The sequence below is a fragment of the Salinivibrio sp. PR932 genome (genome assembly GCF_001996125.1).
Taxonomy (GTDB): Bacteria; Pseudomonadota; Gammaproteobacteria; order Enterobacterales; family Vibrionaceae; genus Salinivibrio; species Salinivibrio proteolyticus.
The window spans coordinates 81,330-99,674 of the sequence record NZ_MUFM01000002.1 but is presented as its reverse complement, the minus strand read 5'-3'; the positions used below and the strand labels follow the sequence as shown (position 1 = coordinate 99,674).

The 18,345-nt window shown below is 52.3% G+C and carries 11 protein-coding genes; 4 read left to right on the top strand and 7 right to left on the bottom strand.

The window, feature by feature from the left end:
• Position 1 precedes the first annotated feature (1 nt).
• The 5 genes from recD to BZG84_RS01290 form a co-directional block, all read right to left on the bottom strand.
• On the bottom strand, positions 2–1,840 hold the full coding sequence (recD, locus tag BZG84_RS01310) for an exodeoxyribonuclease V subunit alpha (RefSeq protein WP_077677940.1): 1,839 nt from the start codon (positions 1,838–1,840) through the stop codon (positions 2–4).
• Positions 1,837–5,418, bottom strand: a complete 3,582-nt coding sequence (recB, locus tag BZG84_RS01305) for an exodeoxyribonuclease V subunit beta (protein ID WP_077479374.1) — start codon at positions 5,416–5,418, stop codon at positions 1,837–1,839. Before recB ends, recD begins: the two co-directional genes overlap by 4 nt.
• Before the next feature lie 151 nt (positions 5,419–5,569).
• A complete protein-coding gene (locus BZG84_RS01300) occupies positions 5,570–7,816 on the bottom strand; it encodes a CehA/McbA family metallohydrolase (protein ID WP_077479375.1) in 2,247 nt (748 codons plus the stop codon).
• Between the two features lie 430 nt (positions 7,817–8,246).
• On the bottom strand, positions 8,247–11,627 hold the full coding sequence (gene recC / locus BZG84_RS01295) for an exodeoxyribonuclease V subunit gamma (RefSeq protein WP_077677939.1): 3,381 nt from the start codon (positions 11,625–11,627) through the stop codon (positions 8,247–8,249).
• A 134-nt stretch (positions 11,628–11,761) separates the two neighbouring features.
• A complete protein-coding gene (locus BZG84_RS01290; RefSeq protein ID WP_077479377.1) occupies positions 11,762–12,445 on the bottom strand; it encodes a DNA-3-methyladenine glycosylase I in 684 nt (227 codons plus the stop codon).
• 83 nt (positions 12,446–12,528) lie between these two features.
• On the opposite strand from BZG84_RS01290, the gene BZG84_RS01285 reads away from it, so the two are divergent.
• From BZG84_RS01285 to pheA, 4 genes are all read left to right on the top strand, one after another.
• Positions 12,529–12,837 carry a YebG family protein gene (locus BZG84_RS01285; protein WP_069586683.1) on the top strand — a complete coding sequence of 103 codons (309 nt, stop codon included), beginning with the start codon at positions 12,529–12,531 and terminating at the stop codon, positions 12,835–12,837.
• A gap of 225 nt (positions 12,838–13,062) precedes the next feature.
• Complete coding sequence (gene dapD / locus BZG84_RS01280; RefSeq protein WP_069586682.1) at positions 13,063–14,094, top strand: 2,3,4,5-tetrahydropyridine-2,6-dicarboxylate N-succinyltransferase; 1,032 nt, start codon at positions 13,063–13,065, stop codon at positions 14,092–14,094.
• Positions 14,095–14,490: 396 nt separating this feature from the next.
• Positions 14,491–14,841 (top strand): ribosome hibernation-promoting factor, HPF/YfiA family, encoded by a 351-nt coding sequence (hpf, locus tag BZG84_RS01275; protein WP_077479378.1) that lies wholly within the window; start codon positions 14,491–14,493, stop codon positions 14,839–14,841.
• A 258-nt stretch (positions 14,842–15,099) separates the two neighbouring features.
• Complete coding sequence (pheA, locus tag BZG84_RS01270; protein ID WP_077479379.1) at positions 15,100–16,284, top strand: prephenate dehydratase; 1,185 nt, start codon at positions 15,100–15,102, stop codon at positions 16,282–16,284.
• Between the two features lie 56 nt (positions 16,285–16,340).
• Here the strand turns inward: pheA and BZG84_RS01265 are convergent, their stop codons facing one another.
• Positions 16,341–17,042 (bottom strand): hypothetical protein, encoded by a 702-nt coding sequence (locus BZG84_RS01265; protein WP_077479380.1) that lies wholly within the window; start codon positions 17,040–17,042, stop codon positions 16,341–16,343.
• 167 nt (positions 17,043–17,209) lie between these two features.
• Complete coding sequence (gene tyrA, locus BZG84_RS01260; RefSeq protein ID WP_077677938.1) at positions 17,210–18,343, bottom strand: bifunctional chorismate mutase/prephenate dehydrogenase; 1,134 nt, start codon at positions 18,341–18,343, stop codon at positions 17,210–17,212.
• Positions 18,344–18,345: the final 2 nt, after the last annotated feature.

Genomic DNA, 18,345 nt, shown 5'->3' with positions numbered 1-18,345 from the left:
CTCAAGAGGCCAACAAGGCATCCGGCAAGCCACTATAACGGGCGGTGCGTGCGCCCACACCGTGGCGCAGCACCGGCCAAGACGCGTAAAGATCAAGTTGGTGCTTCGCCCGCGTGATTCCGGTGTAAATCAGCTCGCGGGTGATCACCGGTGAAATAGTGGGCGGACACACCAACACTGTATGCGCAAACTCCGAACCCTGTGATTTATGCACCGTCATCGCAAACGCAGTTTGATGGGCGGGCAGACGGCTGGCAAGCAAATAGCGCACTTCACCATCGTGGGTTTCAAACGCCACCCGGGTGATCCCCGCGTGTTGTACCGCAATCCCAATATCACCGTTATACAACCCCAGGGCATGATCGTTTTGCAAAATCATGATTGGTCGGCCGTGATACCAGGTGTCACGCTCTTTGGCGATCAGCCCTGCCGACGCCAAATGTTGCTCAATGGCTTGGTTGAGGCCAGCGACGCCAAACGGACCTTCAGTCAATGCGCATAACAATCGAAATTGGCTAAAGGCACTCAGCACGTCCGCCATTGATGACGGATTTTCGAGCGTTGCATTGTCGAGTGAGGTTAAGTAATCGCGATATCCTGTCACCGCTTGTTGCATCAGGGTCTGATAGCTGTCATCACTCAACACATGGTGGATAATATCGCCATAGCCGCGTTTTAACACCGCCCCCACCTCAGCCATTTCTCCTCGGTTCACCGCAAAGGCGAGCTGGCCAATGCCGGATTCGGCATCAAAACGATAACTTTTGCGCAGCAGACAAAGGGCACTGGCGATCGCTGGCGCATGTGGGTTTTCGGGTACGTCAAAGCCTGTTAACTGGCTTAAACGCGCTGCTTGCGCCGATGGATAGCCCGCCTCGGCGTACTGACAAATATCGCCTAGCACCGCCCCCGCTTCCACAGAGGCAAGCTGATCTTTATCCCCCAGCAAGATAATGCGTGTTGAGGGCGCCAAGGCATCGAACAGCTGCGCCATCAAGGGCAAGTCCACCATCGAGGCTTCATCGACAATCAACACATCCGCATGTACGGGATTATTTTTATGATGGCGAAACGCGACTCGCTGCGGAATCGCCCCTAATAATCGGTGAATGGTACTTGCTTGGGTCGGCAGCGCCGCTTTCACGTCATGATCAACAGACAAGGCGGCAATCGCCCGTCCTAGTGATTCAGTCAATCGGTTAGCCGCTTTGCCGGTCGGGGCCACCAGCTTAATAGTGAGCGCTGCAGACGTTGTACGCTCGGCGTGGTGCGACGCCACCAGCGCCGCCAACAAACGGGCGACGGTGGTGGTTTTCCCCGTACCCGGCCCACCCGAAATCACCGCAAAAGGCTGGGTCAACGCGGTGGCTGCCGCCACTTTTTGCCAATCAATCTCCGCCTGTGAGGCGGCAAATAAGCTATCTAGGGTTTGTCTAGCCTCATCCGGTACCGATAGCGCCGTGAGACGCTGGCGAATATGCCCCGCCACTTGCTGCTCGGCATGCCAGTAGCGATGCAAATACAATCGATGCCCGGCAAGCACCAAGGGCGTCGCCTGCGTCCCGTCAGACACGACTGAGGCCTGTGCCAATTGCTCGCTTGGCGCTTGGTTATCAATGTGCGCCAATAAAGACTGCCAAGCGACGTCACTGGGTGGCTGCCACTGGTGCAAATCAAGGCAGACATGGCCTTTGCCCACTTCACGGCTCAGCAGCGCCGCCCATACTGTGATAGTAGCCTTATCTAATTGGGTTTCTTCTTCGCCCATCAAACAAGCAAATTGCACATCAATCGCTCGTAATTCCCCGCGCTGGTATAGTGCCATTAATGCTTGTTTCATACCGACTCTCCAGCAAAGAGGTTGTCCAAGGCGTCAATCAGCGCCTTGTCGGGACGGTGCGCGAACACACCGGTCTCGCCACTATCACTGGCGCCCCGTAAAAAGAAATAAAACACGCCCCCCACATGGGTGTCGTAATCATAATCTGGGATCCGCTGGCGCAAAAAGCGGTGCAGCGCCAAGGTATAGATCTGGTACTGAAAGTCGTATCGGTGCGCGATCATCGCCTCTTTGAGCGCATCAGGATGGTAATCGGCCAAACTGTCCCCTAAATGGTTCGACTTCCAATCCAGCACGTAATACTTGCCATCGGCGCGGAAGGTCAAATCGATAAAGCCTTTTAGCATCCCGCGCGCCGTGTCAAAGGTGAGCTGGCCAGCTCGGGCTGATAACGCATCATATCGCGCGGCGAGTCGATTCAATCGCTGGCAGTCTAGTGCAGCCAAAGGCATCACGAACTCCATCTCCGTTAATCGACTGGCGTTGTCAATTTGGTTGAGCATCAACCCGTGCTCATTGAGCGGGTGTTTCAATACCTGTGTCATCCACTGCTGCAATATCGGGCACCACTGTGGGTCATAGTTTTCCAAGCTAAGATGATGGGTAATAAGCTCAGCGACTTCTTCACTCATCAAGTCGGCGGTAAAGTCCACTTCTTCAAATAAGGTGTGTAAAAAGGTACCGGCTCTCGCGCCTTTGGGAAACGCAAAAACCGACCAAGGATCCACCGCCACATCCGCCGTCTCCTCGTCAGCGAGATCATCGTCCGCGTCCAAGTCATAACTGGCCAATGTTGGTAAAGCGCTAATGTGATGGCTTTGTTTTAACAGCCCTGAGTAACTGGTTAAGCGCCACTGACGGTCAATCTTACCGTCGAAGTGACGCGCGCTTAGCGCCTCGTGCGCGCCCGTTTGAGGGGCATAACGGCTATCATCTGGCTCGGGTGGCGCGACCACAGCCACCGCATCGCTCGCGCTTGCTAATCCAGCCAAGCTCTCGGCCAGCAGGCTAGCATCACCGGCTTCTCCATGCTGGAGCAAATAGCCGAGGGCCGTTAAGTGCAAAGCCGAGTCTTTTTGCCGACTGTTACCTTGTTTAAGGGGCGCACAGCCGATAAAACACCCATACACGGCGCGCGTCACCGCCACATACAGCAAGCGGATATCTTCAGCCAGCCGCTCTTTTTCAGCCCGTTCTTTGCCTTCATCGACATTATCCAGCGCCAGCACCGGCTGATACTGTTCATCGTGATAAAACGGTTGGCTGCTTTCGCGATACTGACAAGCAAACGGCAAGTAAACCAAATCGTATTCCAAGCCTTTCGATTTGTGGATGGTGACGATTTGCACCAAATCACGCTCCGACTCCAACCGCACCTGCTGCTCTTCCGATTGTTGAGCCGGCTCGGCCATTCGCTCTTGTAGCCAGCGGATCAGCGCGTGTGGGTTGTCCAATTGCTGGCTGGCACTTTGCAGCAACTCCGCGATATGCAAAAAATCGGTCACACAGCGCTCGCCTTGCGGCATCGCCAACCAGTTTTCTGCCACTTGGCGAGCACTGGCGACTTGGCGAAGCATCGGCATCACGCCACGGCGCTGCCAAGTGTCACGGTAATGGCTAAAGGCCACCACCTCTTGCTCCCACAAGGCTTCGTCTTGATTGAGTAACGCCAGCTGCTCGGCGGTCAAGCCAAATAAGGGGCTGGCTAGTGCCGCTCGCAACTTACGCTCGTTTTCAGGCTGCATCACCGCCACCAAGATGCGCTCAATATCACTGGCGACAGGGCTGGCGAACACATTATCACGGTTAGAAAGATAGACAGACGCCACGCCTTTTTCGGCCAGCGCTTGCTTGACCAGCTGTGCCTCGCGTCCGGTGCGCACCAACACAGCGATATTGTGCGGCTGAATGTCGGCTCGGCCGGAAGGCGTTTGTAGATAACTATTGCCCGCCACCGATTGATTGAGTACCTGAGTGATATGCTGTGCGGTACTCACCGCTAAGGTCTGTTCAAAATCTTGCTTGGTACACAATTCATCCGGGCTGTGATGCCAAAAGGTGAGCGCGGGCTGCTCGTTTCCCTCCACCACCAGCGCTTTTTGTTTGGCACTAGGCGAAGAGGCCACCGCTAAAAAGGGAATGCTGTCTTGATAAACGAACGGTGCCTTCGCACGTGAGAACAAGGCATTGACCCCGCGCACCATACCATCTGTCGAGCGCCAGTTAGTGGCAAGGTTGTAGTGATCAACCACCTGCGCACGGGCATGAATATAGGTGAAGATGTCGGCACCACGGAAGGCATAAATCGCCTGCTTAGGGTCGCCAATCATCATTAAACCGGTGCGCTCCCCCCCTTCTTCTTGCTCTTCGAATACAGCGGCATCGTCCGCCACTGGCGGCTGATAGACAGTGCTAAAAATCTGATATTGCAGCGGGTCGGTGTCTTGGAACTCATCAATCATTGCCACCGGATATAAGCTGCGAATACGCGCGGCCAACTGGCCTTGGCTATCTTGGTCTAGTGCGCTGGCAAGCTGAGAAAGGAGATCGTCAAACGAGAGCCACCCTTGACGGCGTTTTTCTTGGCGGAGCAGCTGCCGAACTTCTTTAATCGCCAGCGCGGTTAATCCCGGTTTTAACGTCGGCGGCTGATCAACCAATTCCTGAATTTGATCAAATAGCGCCAGACTCGGTGGCTCAGCTTTACTCTTGGCCGCTAATGTCTGTTGGGCGAATTTTTCCAATTTGTCGGGCAACTGGTAATCAAGCGTCTCGGCATTGGCCCATTGTTCCATCGCATTCAGCCAGTTTGCCAGATGATCTTTGCGATAACTGCGGCCATCGAGCTTGGCGGCGCTGAGCTGGTCGGTGATTTGCTCCCCTGCCTCGCGCCATGCGCGCTTCACCGCATCAATCTTGGCAATCGCCGCTTGGTGTGCCGCCATGAGATCTTCGCCAAGGTCAGGCGCCTTGACCGTGACAGCAGGCCCGGATAAATAGGGCGCAATCTCTTTTAATAAGGCCTCCGGTGCGGGCCAGTAGCTGCTCACCACACCGGCTAACGATTTAGGCAACGGATAAAAACGACGACGCCAAAAATCGGCCGCCGCGCGCGCTTTAATTTGTCGCTCGTCGGTGACAAATTCATGACTGAACAGGCTGCCCGATTCAAACGCATTTTGGGTCAGCATCCGCTGACAAAAACCGTGAATGGTATAGATAGCCGCTTCGTCCATCTGACGCTCGGCCTCTAACAGTCGCTGCGCCGCAGTTTTATGATCGCTAATTTCTGCCAGCAAAGGCTCAATGATAGGGTCGTCACTCTCACCGCGCATAAAGGCAAAACGCGCCTCATGAATGCGGCGCCGAATACGGTCTTTCAGCTCTTGGGTTGCCGCTTCGGTAAACGTCACCACCAGTATTTGCTCTACCCGACACGGCGCTGCGCGGCCATGCCCAAGCAACAATCGCAGGTACAAGCCAGCAATGGTAAACGTCTTGCCGGTGCCGGCGGAGGCTTCGATTAATCGGGCGCCATCAAGTGGCAAGGTGAGCGGATTGAGGATCTGCGGTTCCATATCATTATTTCATCGCCTAGTCTGCCCGCTATTGTAGCAACCCCTTGGGGTAAAACATATTCCAACCAAGACAATCAAGCGGAGCCCACTAACGTTACGATCAAAAAAGGCCAGCATGGCTGGCCTTGGTTCATTGATTGAGACGTAACACTTACGACTGAAGCCAAACTGGGTTGGTCCATGCCGTGCTGCCGTCTTTGTCTTCCACTTCTAGGTTGATCCAACCTTCTGCATCCGCAGGAATAGGCAGTGATAGCTCAAGACGCTGTGTGCTCTCTTCAGGGTTAATGGTAATGCTGTTTAGCACCTCACCACCTTGACCGATTAAACGCACTTCTTTGAGACCATCCGCGGCGACCACGTTAATATCCCATTTATCACCTGCCTTGGCGGTTTCACCAAACATGATGTTTTGTGGGTACAAGATTGGTCCCTGGGTGGCATAGCCGTGACCGGCTTTTAACGCTTTGGCAAAGGCGAGCGGCGTCAATTCGCCGTCAACGTGCGCCATCATACGAATACGACCGGTAAGCTGGTTCCACGCATCATGGGTATCGGTACCGGCTGTGAGGTACATGGCTTCGCCGCTATCCCACATATCATGCGCTTTTTTCAGGGTCGGCTCGTTATCGACACGTGCGTTGAGCTCCATGAGATCGAAACGGTCGGTCTTACCACCCGGCACCGCATCTTTGGCGATATTAGTGAAGTAGCCATAATCGTTATATGGGTGGTTCATCGGCACCACTTCTGCGCCCATCTCATGCGCAGCATCAATCAAGGTGTGCACGTCATCAGTACCCGGATCGACCGTCAGCGCGGCGCCATTGTCGATGGGGAATGGGTTCATGTGTCCCCACGATGGCGAGATCTCAATCGATGGAATGAAAGGTACGCCACGTTTTGCTGATAGGTCAGCAAACACTTTGTGATTAATGGTGGAATCGTGATCGCTGATAAAGGTCAGATCCAAGTCAGTTGCCAACTGAGCACGCACCACGATTTCTGGTGGGGTTACCCCTTCCAGCACATTGCCGTGGTGGTGCAAGTCAGCGCCATACCAATGGTTACGGTTCGGGAAAGTCACCTGAGGCACTTTCACCACTTGTTGGTTGGTTTTGCCCGACTCGAGCGTTACATCCAAAGTTTGTGATTCTGCAGTAAAGCCCGCACCGGCGTTAATGCCTAACTTGTATTCACCCGGTGCCAGTTTTAGCTCGGCATGGCCTGCAGGCAGCAAATCAGTGAAGAAGGTACGCTTACCCAAAAATTCAACCGGTGGCGCTTGGCCTTCAATGATAGTCACACGCGCATCTTTGGCGACACCAGACACCGCTTCTTCCACGTTAAGTGCAAGCGTCGCAGGGCTTTTCAGCGATGTGAAGTCCAGTGTCTGCTCACTGTCAGCACTCACGGTAATAGATTGCGGTTGGCTATTCGCATGGCCGGTCGCCGTGCCATAGACTTGGTACTTGCCTTCTGGCAATGCCATGTTGTATTGACCCTCTTTGGCAAGCGTCCACGCGTAAGGGTGACCGTCTTTTTCAATCATCACAATCGCATCGGCTGGCACCTTACCGTTGTCGGCGCGCAATTGGCCGCTAATGGTGCCCGTCGCTTCGCCATGACGCTCAGCTTCCGCTTTAACAATCGGTGCCATATCGCCGTTGGGAACAACCTGCAGCTTTGAGTCAAAGGTACGGGTCTCGCCCGCTTTAAGCGTGTGGCCCAAATACATATCGCGGCCATTGTATTTGATGCGATCAAAATAAGGCGCGTGCAGTGCGAAGGCCCAATCACGGTCATACGCGACCATGCGATCGGCAAGGGCGTTATCCGCCATCGCTTCTTCATTGCCCTCAAGACCCGGTACCGCGAATTGATAGCCCGTATCCGGCCAAATCGTGTGGCCAGATTCCAGCTCAAGATCGTCTTCGCCTTGGTTGGTCATCACGGTTTTGAGTCCAATCGAATCAGAGCCCGCTTCCAAGGTGTACCAAGTGGTAATGTCGACCTTGTCGAAGTTACGGCTCACTTTGATCACCGCTTTTTCATCGCTGTCTTCCACAATGTCAATCGACTTACGATCGTTCGGCCAAGCCGACCAGCTATTAGGGATGAAATCTGCAAAAGCGACTCGGTCTAGATCAATTTTGCCATTTTTCACCGCCGCGAGGTCCACCAAGGTACCACGTGGCACGCCCCATGGTGGCGCAGACTCAACCGCCAATGCGAACGCGACATGCTCGTTTTTTACCGTGATATCCTGGGCGTGTGTTGCCTCGCCATCGGGAATCGCCGTTTTACCCTGTGTAATGCTGACGTCGGCGTGCGCTGAGGCACCCAACAATAGGCCGGACACTAGGGTCGCCACTGCGCTTTTTGAGAATTTATGCATGAAGGCACATCCTTTTTTTCATGATTTGTTATATGAATTTTCGATGACATTGTGCGTTAACTTAATTACACGTTCAAATAAAAAACCATCAAAAACCACGAAACAAACCCAAAAAACATACGCACACTAATCTTATAAAAACACACAATTTACTGATATAAATAAACAAATATATAAATCACAGCGACAAAATAATCGCAAAACTAATGTTTAGACCACAAACAAATTAATCCGTTAAACGCACGCATTTGGTTAATAAACAAACAACAACGTGATAACAAACCGCTTTTTTAGTGTCGCGTGATGCACCGCATTTAGCCGCCTCGTTCATCGTCCGAGCAAAGGATGTTCCGGTTAGATATTCTTTTTTTACGCATAAAAAAGCCAGACAGGACGTCTGGCTAATAAGGTACGGCAGGGAGATAAGACGCTAACGCTTTTGCCGCTGCGCTAGCATCGGCATTAAGTGGCGATCGCCTGTCGCTAGCAGCGCTTGGCCGAGGCTCTCTCGCCATTGAGGCCAAACACGGTAGATATAAGGATCTTGCCCTTCGCCAGGATTAAAGCCTCCTACAAAGGCATCGCGTATCGCTTTTAGGGCTTTGTCTTGGCCGGTTTCACTGTTATCAAAGCCTTTTTTGCCATCTCGGGCTTTTATCCCCGCTCCGACTGAGCTTGGCAGATAGGTAAGCGGCTGGTTGAGGCCCTGTTGATAGTCTTCAACCAAGGCTTGTAGGTGTGCTCGCGCGTCATCTTTGCTGAGTGGGGAAAACTCGATGGTTTCTTTCACTCCCACCAGCGTACTCGGCACGGCTTCGCCCATTGCGCATTGGCATAAATGATCAATCCATACCGCAAGCTGATGACGCACGGTCAGATCGCCGCAATGAAAGCGGACCAAGCTGTCTTGATAACGCCGATTGAGCCAACCTTGCAATTGCACCTCACCCAAGGCAGTGGGAAGGGTCAGATTAAGCTCAAGATCGGGGCGCGGCGCGGCGAGTAAAGGCGTTAAACGTTGGTACATATCACGGATCACCGTAACTTGCGTATCCAAGGTCAGCTCGCCAAAGTACGCCAAGGGCAACTTGCCCTGTCCTCGCTGTCGGGCCATAAAGTCCTGCACGCTTTGGGGACTGTCATCAGTCTCAATAAAGTGCGCTAACAGCTGATCGCGCAGTTGAAAACGGTGCAAGGTATCTAAGCTAAAGGGTTCAAATTCTTCTAACGGCGCTTCTAACTGCTCAAAGAAGACTTTCAAGCGGCGTTGGAAAAAGTAGCGCACGGGCAACCGCCAAAAGCGCTGCAACTCAGCCAACTCAATCACAGGATCGATATGACTATCCGGATCAGGGCTTAACGCATCACCAATAAATGCCGGCAGTTGCGTCCCTTGCCCTTTGGCAGCCGGTAGCCACTCTTGTGCATAACTTCCATCACCGGAAAAGGCATCAGGGCTAAAGGGCGTTAGCGGATGGAACTGGATAAGTTTTTCTTCCAACCGCTGGCGTGACTGGACTTCAGGTAAATCGCGGTCACCGGCCAAACAGTAGCCTTGGGTACAATATTCAAGCAGCTCGGTAACCAGCACCGACGGGACTTTTAAGCTGTTATCTTGCACTGAGCGCCCGACATAACTGATATATAAACGCTGCTGTGCTGACTGCAGCGCTTCTAAAAACAGGTAACGATCATCGTCACGGCGCGAGCGATCCCCTGCCCGCGTGCGGCCCACCATCAAATCAAATCCGACGCTAGGCACAGTGCGCGGGTACACGCCATCATTCATCCCAAGCAGACACACCACGTTAAAGGGAATAGAGCGCATCGGCATCAAGGTGCAAAAGTTGACCTGCCCGGCCAAAAAGCGCTGGCTGACTCGTTCGTTATTGAGGCGACCATTAAAGTAATCGCGCACCACGGGCAAGGTTAGCGTGTGGGTAAAGGCGGCATCGCTAAGCTGTGTCAGCCAACTGTCTAACTGGGTACGGATTAATTTGACTGCTAACTCTTCATCCCCTTCAATAGCGAAGCAATCATCTAGCATTTGAGTCAACCGCGCCACCCACGCCTTGCCATCGCACTCAATCGCTAACTGCTGCTGGTAGTAAATTAAGGTGTCGATAAACAGCCCTAACCGCCCCGCCAGCTCCGCATTAAGCCCTTGGACTTCATCATAAGGGACGGTGTCTGCAAACAAGCCGGCCTCACTCGGCATCGCGTAGCCGAGTAGCATACGTTTCAGGCCAAATAGCCACGTATTCTGATACTGCTCGGGCAAGGCAAATTGGCTCGCGGTATGGGTATCAAGCCCCCAGCGAATGCCGGTTTCTTCCACCCACTGCTTAATCTGATCAAACTGTTGGCTGTCGATGGCGAAACGGCGCAACACCGCCGGCACCTCAAGAATTTCCAACAGCTCCGCCGCACTGCATCGACTATCAGGCAGGGTGAGCAGGCGCAAAAAGGCGGCTAACACCGGGCTTTCTTGATCGGCGCTACGATCTGAGATGGAAAACGGAATAAAACGCTCACTCGGCGCATTACCAAACACCGCTTGAATGGCGGGGCTGTAGGCATTGATATCCGCCACCATCACAATCACATCGCGGGGGCTCAGTGATGGGTTGGCCTCAAACATCGCGAGTAGCTGATCGTGCAGCACTTCGACTTCGCGCATCGGGCTGTGACAGGCATGGATTGCGATCGAAGCATCATCTGGCTCGATTTCTGTTTTCGCCGTACTGGTTTCAGTCTGCTTGGGATCGCCCGGCTCATTCAAATCCAAAATATCGGCTTGGATGTGATGCAGCAGATTATCGCGGTTGACCTCAACAAAGCCGCTATCAATCTCATTGCAGGCCATTTCCGAGAGCAGCAGTAAGTTGTCGCGCCCCAGTTTTCCCATCGACGCCAGCAAGCTGTTCCCTACTTCACCGTGCTCGGGCTCATCAAGTCCGAGTGCCAATTGGCTCTCGGCGGGGATGTCTTCAATTCGGCTGATTTTATCCCGCGCCAACGCGGCACGTTTAGCCAGATAGCGCTTGTCGCGAATATCGCCCCAATAGTAACGGCATGGGTTGGTGAACATAAAATGCACCTCCACATGCTCGCCCAGTGCTTGCAACGCATCCAGATAGCGTGGTGGGAGCGCGGAGATGCCAAACACAAAGACCCGCTCAATATCAGCCAGCCCCGCAGGCTTGTGCTGATGGCTGGTTAAGGTATCGATAAACTCTTGATAAAAGTTAGCGCGATGGTAAGGCGATTGGCCCAGCGCCAAAGTATGATCGTATAAGCGGCGCCACAGTTTTTGCTGCCAAGGCTGCACATCGTCAAGCTCAGGCACCGGTTGTTCTTGCTCCCATGCCAGCACCCACTCGGGGCGATAGACCAAATACTGGTCGAAAATATCGGCCACTTTTTCGGCCAGCTGGTAGGCGCGTTGCTGATCCTGGCTATCTTCCAAATACGCGGCTAAATCAGCGAACTCTGGCGCATCCAGACAGCTGGGTAAGATGTCCATTAGCTTCCATGTCATCGCCTCTTTGTTGAAATCACTGCGCTCAGGCACGCCATCTAACACCCGCACAAACAGCTGCCAGATAAAGGTAGCGGGAAGCGGGAATTCGACGTTGGCGACAATCTGCTGCTCGTTGGCGAGTGCCATTTTTAACCACTGCGCCATGCCGGGGCTTTGCACCAGAATAAGTTCTTTTTGAAAGGGGTCAGACAGCGGACGCTGTTGGATCAGGGAAACCAACAAGGATTTCAACAGATCGAGCTGATTAGAGTGATAAACAGTAAACACAAGGCGCTCACATGGGAAAGATAACTGGCATCGATTGTGGCCGATTGCCGTACTAAGCGCAAACCGCCATCGATACGCCGCGACCTCGCACACGGCTTGCTAACCGTGTGATGGCACAGCAAAACGCTGCGCGATTAAACGCGATTGTCACCCACACTGAATGCGATCAGCTGGCTGATATGGTTCAGTGAACGGCCTGACTCTTGTTGCCACTCATTAAATGCCTGTTGCGCTGCTTGCATCGCCCGCTTGGTCTCTCGACCGCTATCAACGATTTTAGTCGCACGCAGGTAGTGCTCGATATCACGGGTGAACAAGAAGGTGTCCTTGCCCATTCGGCGCAAAGTATAAGCGCCCGTATTACCGCCTAAACGCTTACCGTGCTTTTTTAAATACTGCCACAAACCGACAATATCTTCGCTGGGCCAATCGGCGACAAACTGGCTAAAACTGCCGTGCGATTGCTGCACGCGGTGGATCATTTCCGCGTTGTGCGGAATGGTCATCACCTTGGTAAGATGACGAATAATCGCTGGGTTGGTGGCTTTTTCTTCCCACATTTCCGGTGGCATCAGCAGCATTTTCTCAATATCAAAGCCCCAGAACACCTCTTCAAATCCGGGCCATTTTTTACGCACTACCTGCCAACTAATCCCCGATTGAAACACCTTCTGGCTAAACGCTGCGAGCCAGCGATCATCTGGTATCTCACACAAGGCATCATGTTCAAGCGGTGCCACCAGCATATGCTCTAATGCACGTTGACCACCTTTACGTTCGGCGGCACGTTGATAAATAGTGCTAAATTTTTCTCTCATGTCACAATCATGGCAGGGTCAGTAGACAATGGCCCTTATCGTACTGTATAAAAAGACAGTAAATCAACGAAGAGAGGGTGATTATGGCCGTTATCGTCAAGTACGTGGTCGAACGCGAAGGAGAAGAGAAGATGACATTTACCTCCAAAGCCGAAGCCGATGCCTACGACAAAATGTTGGACATGGCAGACGCCTTGTTCGATCTGATTGAAGAAAGCAAACTGGTAGACGACGAAGAAAAGCGTGAAGCCTTGTCGCTATACCTCGCTGAACATAAAGACTCTGTCCTCGAAGCGCTGGGCGCCAAGCGCAAGGCGGCAAAGAAAAAGCCGGCTAAAAGCGAGACCAAAGCGGACACAAATAGCGACGACAAAGACGCCGACGCAGCTTAATGTTGTGATTGCTGACCCTGTTAGGATCCGCGAAAGAGCAAGCCCAGTGGCTTGCTTTTTTTATGCCCGCCCCCTTCACCACCTATGCATTAAGGCGCATCGCTGCCCCGACCTGTGCGGTTTTTTCGTCAGCCGCCGTTTGATCGCTTCCAACCACTGCCGCTTGTCTTTAAGATGAAGCGTTAGATGTTTTAAGCCCAAATATACACAAGGAGATCTTCCCCGATGGCAAGCTTTGCTCTGGCGCTAGGTACAGCGACCAAAAACCAGGACGGTAAAATCATTGAGGCCTACTTCCCGGCACCGCTACTCAACCCAAGCGATGAGCTGGTTAACGCGCTTAGCGCCCTCACCGACTATACGTCGGGTAACCAGGTGATCGAGGTAGCGCCTGAAACATGCGGTGCGATCAGCGAAGCCTTCTCAGCGGCTGACGCCTCTCAAGCGGCAACCTTTGCCAATAAAGCGCAGCAAACCACACAACCCTTGGTACTGGTGATCCTCGAAAATGACATCAAGCCAGCGTCAGTGGCGGAAGGCTTCCTCAAGCTTCAACTGATCTCACACCGCTTAGTCAAACCACACGGTGTGGTACTTGACGGACTCTTTGGTCTGCTACACAACATTGCTTGGACCAACCAAGGCCCGATTGACTTGCCAGAACTGCCTGAGCGTCAAATGGAAGCTCGCCTGAAGGGCGAAACATTGACCGTTGAGTGCGTGGATAAATTCCCGAAAATGACCGATTACGTGGTGCCTGCTGGCGTGCGTATTGCGGATACCGCCCGAGTGCGTTTAGGTGCCCATGTGGGCGAAGGTACGACAGTGATGCACGAAGGCTTTATCAACTTTAATGCCGGTACTGAAGGTGTCAGCATGGTTGAGGGCCGAATCTCCGCGGGAGTCATGGTCGGCAACGGCAGTGATATTGGTGGCGGCGCATCAATCATGGGAACCTTGAGCGGCGGCGGCCAGATTGTCGTTTCAATTGGCGAAAACTCACTACTCGGTGCCAACGCCGGCCTTGGCTTCCCATTGGGCGATCGTTGCACCATCGAGTCAGGCCTGTATGTCACCGCAGGTACCAAAGTCACCATGCTCGACGCCGACGGGAATGCGGTCGAAAGCGTTAAAGCACGTGACTTGGCGGGCAAAGCCGATCTCCTGTTCCGTCGTAATTCAAAAACAGGGGCCGTTGAGTGTTTGACCAACAAGAGTGCGGTTGAGCTCAACCACGAGCTACACGCGAATAACTAATGCCTTGATTGTTTATCAGCGCATCATCAGGCGGCCATCATGGTCGCCTTTTTTATGCCCAGTTAGCTGGAGCCACTATCGTTTCACCGCAGTGCACCAAAACGCACCAGCTGATTTGTGGCACATTTTTAACCACAGGGAAAAGTAGGAAAATACACAGGCGCGACGCGGCCCTGACTGGCGGGTAAATCAGCATTCGTGACCTCTCCCAAGGTAGCATTTTTGTCTTTAAGTTCAAGGGATTTCATGCTTAACAAATGTCAGGATCCGTGAAGGCTCACAGTTCAACTTTTCGTTTTTTCTCCCCCCTTTAAACTTGAGCCAAGTCACGTTATCAAAGGAGGAAAGCGGTAATCTGAATATGAACCTAATACAGGGGAACAAAGAGGAACGAGTATGAGAGTGGAAATTGCAGGCAAAAACATCGAGATCACTCCCGCCATCCGTGAGCGCATCGAAAGCCGCTTTGATAAGTTGGCCAAGTGGCAGGTGGCACTCATCAATCCTCATGCTGTGATCAGTAAGGAGCCAAACCATCAGTTCAAAGTAGAAGCCAAAGCAGGGTTGCCAGGATCAACCATCGTGGCCTCTGCGGAAAGCGATGACATGTATAAAGCGATCAACGAGGTGGGCCAAAAGCTCGAAAAGCAATTAAATAAGGCCCAACACAAAGGCGAAGCACGCCGCAACGACAAATCAACGGCAACGGTTGCAATGGAAGAAAACGCAGCCGACGAGGAAATCTAACCCGCATTGCATTACCTCACCCGCTAAACATGTCAGCCCCGCCCCCGCGGGGCTTTTTGGTGCTTGACAGCATCCCCCGCTGTCAATATGGTTAATTGACACGCAAACATAACAACCAAGGCCCTATGCTGATTATTGCTCGTTTCTTTCGCTTCTTTTTTATCTCGCCTGTGCGGGAGGAAGCGTGCTAAGCCTTAACAGCATGGCGCTCTAACCTCCCAACCGGGAGGTTTTTTTGTATTAGAACAAGGATAATGTATGCCAGACACGCCACTTTCACTGGACGAGATCCGCACGCGGATCAGCCAGTTAGACCATGAATTGCTGACTTTACTGGCCGAGCGCCGCCGCCTCAGCGTGGATGTCGCGAAAAACAAAATCGCGATTCAAAAACCGATTCGCGATCAAGCGCGAGAACAAGCCTTACTGGAAAAATTGGTCAGTGATGGCAGCGCCCACCAACTGGACGCCCACTATGTGCTGAGTATTTTCCACACCATTATTGAAGACTCGGTGCTGATTCAGCAGCGTTATCTGCAAGCTCTGGCCAACCCCGACAATCAACGCCCAGTGGCACGGGTTTCCTTTTTGGGCAGCCAAGGTTCGTACTCCTATCTCGCCGCGCGCCAGTACTTTAGCCGCAAGCAGACTGAATTGGTTGAAATGGCCTGTGACAGCTTTAAACAAGTGGTCGAAACGGTAGAAACCGGCCATGCCGACTATGGCTTATTGCCTGTTGAAAATACTAGCTCAGGGTCGATCAATGAAGTGTACGATCAGCTGCAGCATACCCGGTTATCTATCGTTGGCGAGTTAACCCTTCCCATTGCTCATTGCTTACTGACCGTTGGTGACCAAGATCCCAGCCATATTGATACCCTGTACGCGCACCCCCAACCTCATCAGCAATGCAGCGAGTATGTCGATACCTTAGGCAAAATCAATAAAGTGTACTGTTCAAGCACCGCTGACGCGATGCAACAAGTGGCAGATTTAAACCAACCTAATGTGGCTGCCATCGGCCATGCCGCCAGTGGTGAGTTGTATGGCCTCACGGCAATCAAAACAGACATAGCGAATCAGCAGCAAAACTACACCCGCTTTATTGTGGTGGCCCGTAAGCCGGTGAAAGTGTCCAAACTTACGCCTGCCAAAACCACATTCATTATGTCGACGTCGCAGCAAGCAGGGTCTTTGGTGGAGTGTTTGATGGTATTGCGAGAGCGCGGCATCAATATGACCAAGCTGGAATCTCGGCCCGTGCTCGGCAACCCATGGGAAGAGATGTTTTATGTCGATGTTGAAGCCAATATGGCCAGTGATGTGATGCAAAGTGCACTGGACGAGCTCACCACCCTGACCCGTTATCTAAAAGTGCTCGGTTGCTATCCGTCAGAGACCATTTCTCCCACCGAGGTATCGCTGCCGGACAGCAACGAGTAACCGTCACTGACTATCAACGCGAAAAGCCCACAAAGTGGGCTTTAGCTGATTAATAATCACTCTTTAAACGTTTTATTAGTGGCTGTATCCGTACTGAATTTATAGGGATACTCTTCGTTCAAAGCCCCAACAACCGCCAACCAGTGACGACGAGCTAATGACTTTGGAAGAATAGGCTGTGGAATCAAAGACCATCTAAATAAGTTGAACCCCCAAGATATACCTCCGACAGGGTAAAAGATCCCATCTACTTCGCTTAGCCCAAAGAGCATACCTTCCCAACGCAACGTTCGATGGGGCGGAGCCGTCCAACTTGGATTATCGCGAAATACCTCTCCCTCACTATAAAATGGGTAACTGTTGTTGCGCCTTTCTTGACTACCTACATCGACAAAAGTCCATCCAGACTGACCATTGCCAAACGATGCATGCTTTCCTGAAAACTGCTGCTCTCCAGACGTCGTGACTATATGCAACCAGTGCGTCACCTTGTGGGATGAGACTTCAATAGCGGGAAAGTTTGGCGCCAAGCAATCGTGACTGCCAACTGGAACAAATCGAACCGTAAAGGCCTCTTTGTCTAACCATGTGGGCATCATATGTTCGGTAGCCGCTTCATCATCAAAGCACGCGGAGTAACGTCCATGTTCGAGGTTCACAGCCAGCAATGCATTACGATAGAGCATCAATGCGATAAAAGAAGCAAAGAACACGGTAAAAAGGATAAGTGAAAGATATATCAGAGTGCTTTTTTTCATTGTTTGATTGCATACCAAATAAGAGCGCCTTAAAAACCATATCAAATCAACGGATCAAAGTTCTCTTTTTTGTATAAAATACAGACAAATGCACACTGTAAAAAAACCAGCCAAGCGGCTGGTTTGGGTATAGATTTATCATCTATTGTCGGAGTGGTTTACATAAGCTAGGTCGCGGTGCGATGGGTGGCGTCGTTGGCTTGTCGCAACAGGCCTTGGCTTTCTTGTAAAAAACGTGGGGCATAGTCGCCAAACCAGTTTTCTACTTGCGCGAATGCATCAACAAAGGTGGCTTTGTCGTGCTGTTCAAGCAAATCAATCGCTTCCCCAAAACGCTGGTAAAAGCGCTTAATCATCGCCAAGTTTTGCGGTGAGGACATAATAATATCCGCATACAAGCTTGCATCTTGGGCAAACAGACGCCCCACCATGGCAAGCTCCAAGCGATAAATCGGTGAGCTCAACGCTGTCAGCTGGTCCAAGTTGGGGTTTTCTTCTGCCAGATGGACCCCGTAAACAAACGACGTAAAGTGACGCAGCGCTTGGATCAGTGTCATGCCCTCATCATGCTCAACAGCACTGATCCTGTGTAGTCCCGCCCCCCAAATACGAAATTGCTCGAGCAGCCATTGATAGGCTTCTGGCTCGCGGCCATCGCAGTAAACAATGACCTGCTTAGCCAGGCTAGCCACATCAGGACCAAACATGGGGTGCAGCCCCACAACGGGGCCTTGATGCGCCGTTAACATGGCTTGTAGCGGGCCAGATTTAACGGAGGTAAGGTCTGCCAAGATACAGTCTTTCGGAAGCTGCTGGAGGGCGCTAATCACGGTTTCGGTGACATCAATCGGCACAGAGACCACCACCATGCCGGCATCTGCGAGCAATGCCTCTGCGTTGTCCCAATCGTTTTTCTCCAACACAGACACTTGATAGCCCGATAAACGGAATAAGCGTGCGAATAAGCGACCTAACTGCCCTTCTCCGCCAATCACCACAATGCGGCGCAAATCCGGGTTTAGGCATTTAAATCCTGAGTCGTTTTCGCTGCTGTACGACTCGCGCATTGTGCGTCTCAGCACATCTTCAATCAAATCGGGCGGCACCCCTTGCGCTTCGGCTTCTTCTCGTCGAGACGCTAACATGGCCGCTTCACGGTCAGGCGCATAAATGGGCAAGCCATGCTGACTTTTTACCTCTCCCACTTCCGCAACTAGTGCCAGTCGTTTGGCGAGTAGAGTTACCATTTGTTTGTCGACATCATCAATTTGATCGCGCAGTCGGCTTAGTTCCGCCACCATGA

Coding starts and splice junctions, on each gene's coding strand:
- BZG84_RS01285 (WP_069586683.1), top strand. CDS start 12,529: ATGGCCGTTATCGTCAAGTACGTGGTCGAACGCGAAGGAGAAGAGAAG.
- BZG84_RS01290 (WP_077479377.1), bottom strand. CDS start 12,445: ATGAGAGAAAAATTTAGCACTATTTATCAACGTGCCGCCGAACGTAAA.
- recB (WP_077479374.1), bottom strand. CDS start 5,418: ATGGAACCGCAGATCCTCAATCCGCTCACCTTGCCACTTGATGGCGCC.
- dapD (WP_069586682.1), top strand. CDS start 13,063: ATGGCAAGCTTTGCTCTGGCGCTAGGTACAGCGACCAAAAACCAGGAC.
- tyrA (WP_077677938.1), bottom strand. CDS start 18,343: ATGGTGGCGGAACTAAGCCGACTGCGCGATCAAATTGATGATGTCGAC.
- pheA (WP_077479379.1), top strand. CDS start 15,100: ATGCCAGACACGCCACTTTCACTGGACGAGATCCGCACGCGGATCAGC.
- BZG84_RS01300 (WP_077479375.1), bottom strand. CDS start 7,816: ATGCATAAATTCTCAAAAAGCGCAGTGGCGACCCTAGTGTCCGGCCTA.
- BZG84_RS01265 (WP_077479380.1), bottom strand. CDS start 17,042: ATGAAAAAAAGCACTCTGATATATCTTTCACTTATCCTTTTTACCGTG.
- recD (WP_077677940.1), bottom strand. CDS start 1,840: ATGAAACAAGCATTAATGGCACTATACCAGCGCGGGGAATTACGAGCG.
- hpf (WP_077479378.1), top strand. CDS start 14,491: ATGAGAGTGGAAATTGCAGGCAAAAACATCGAGATCACTCCCGCCATC.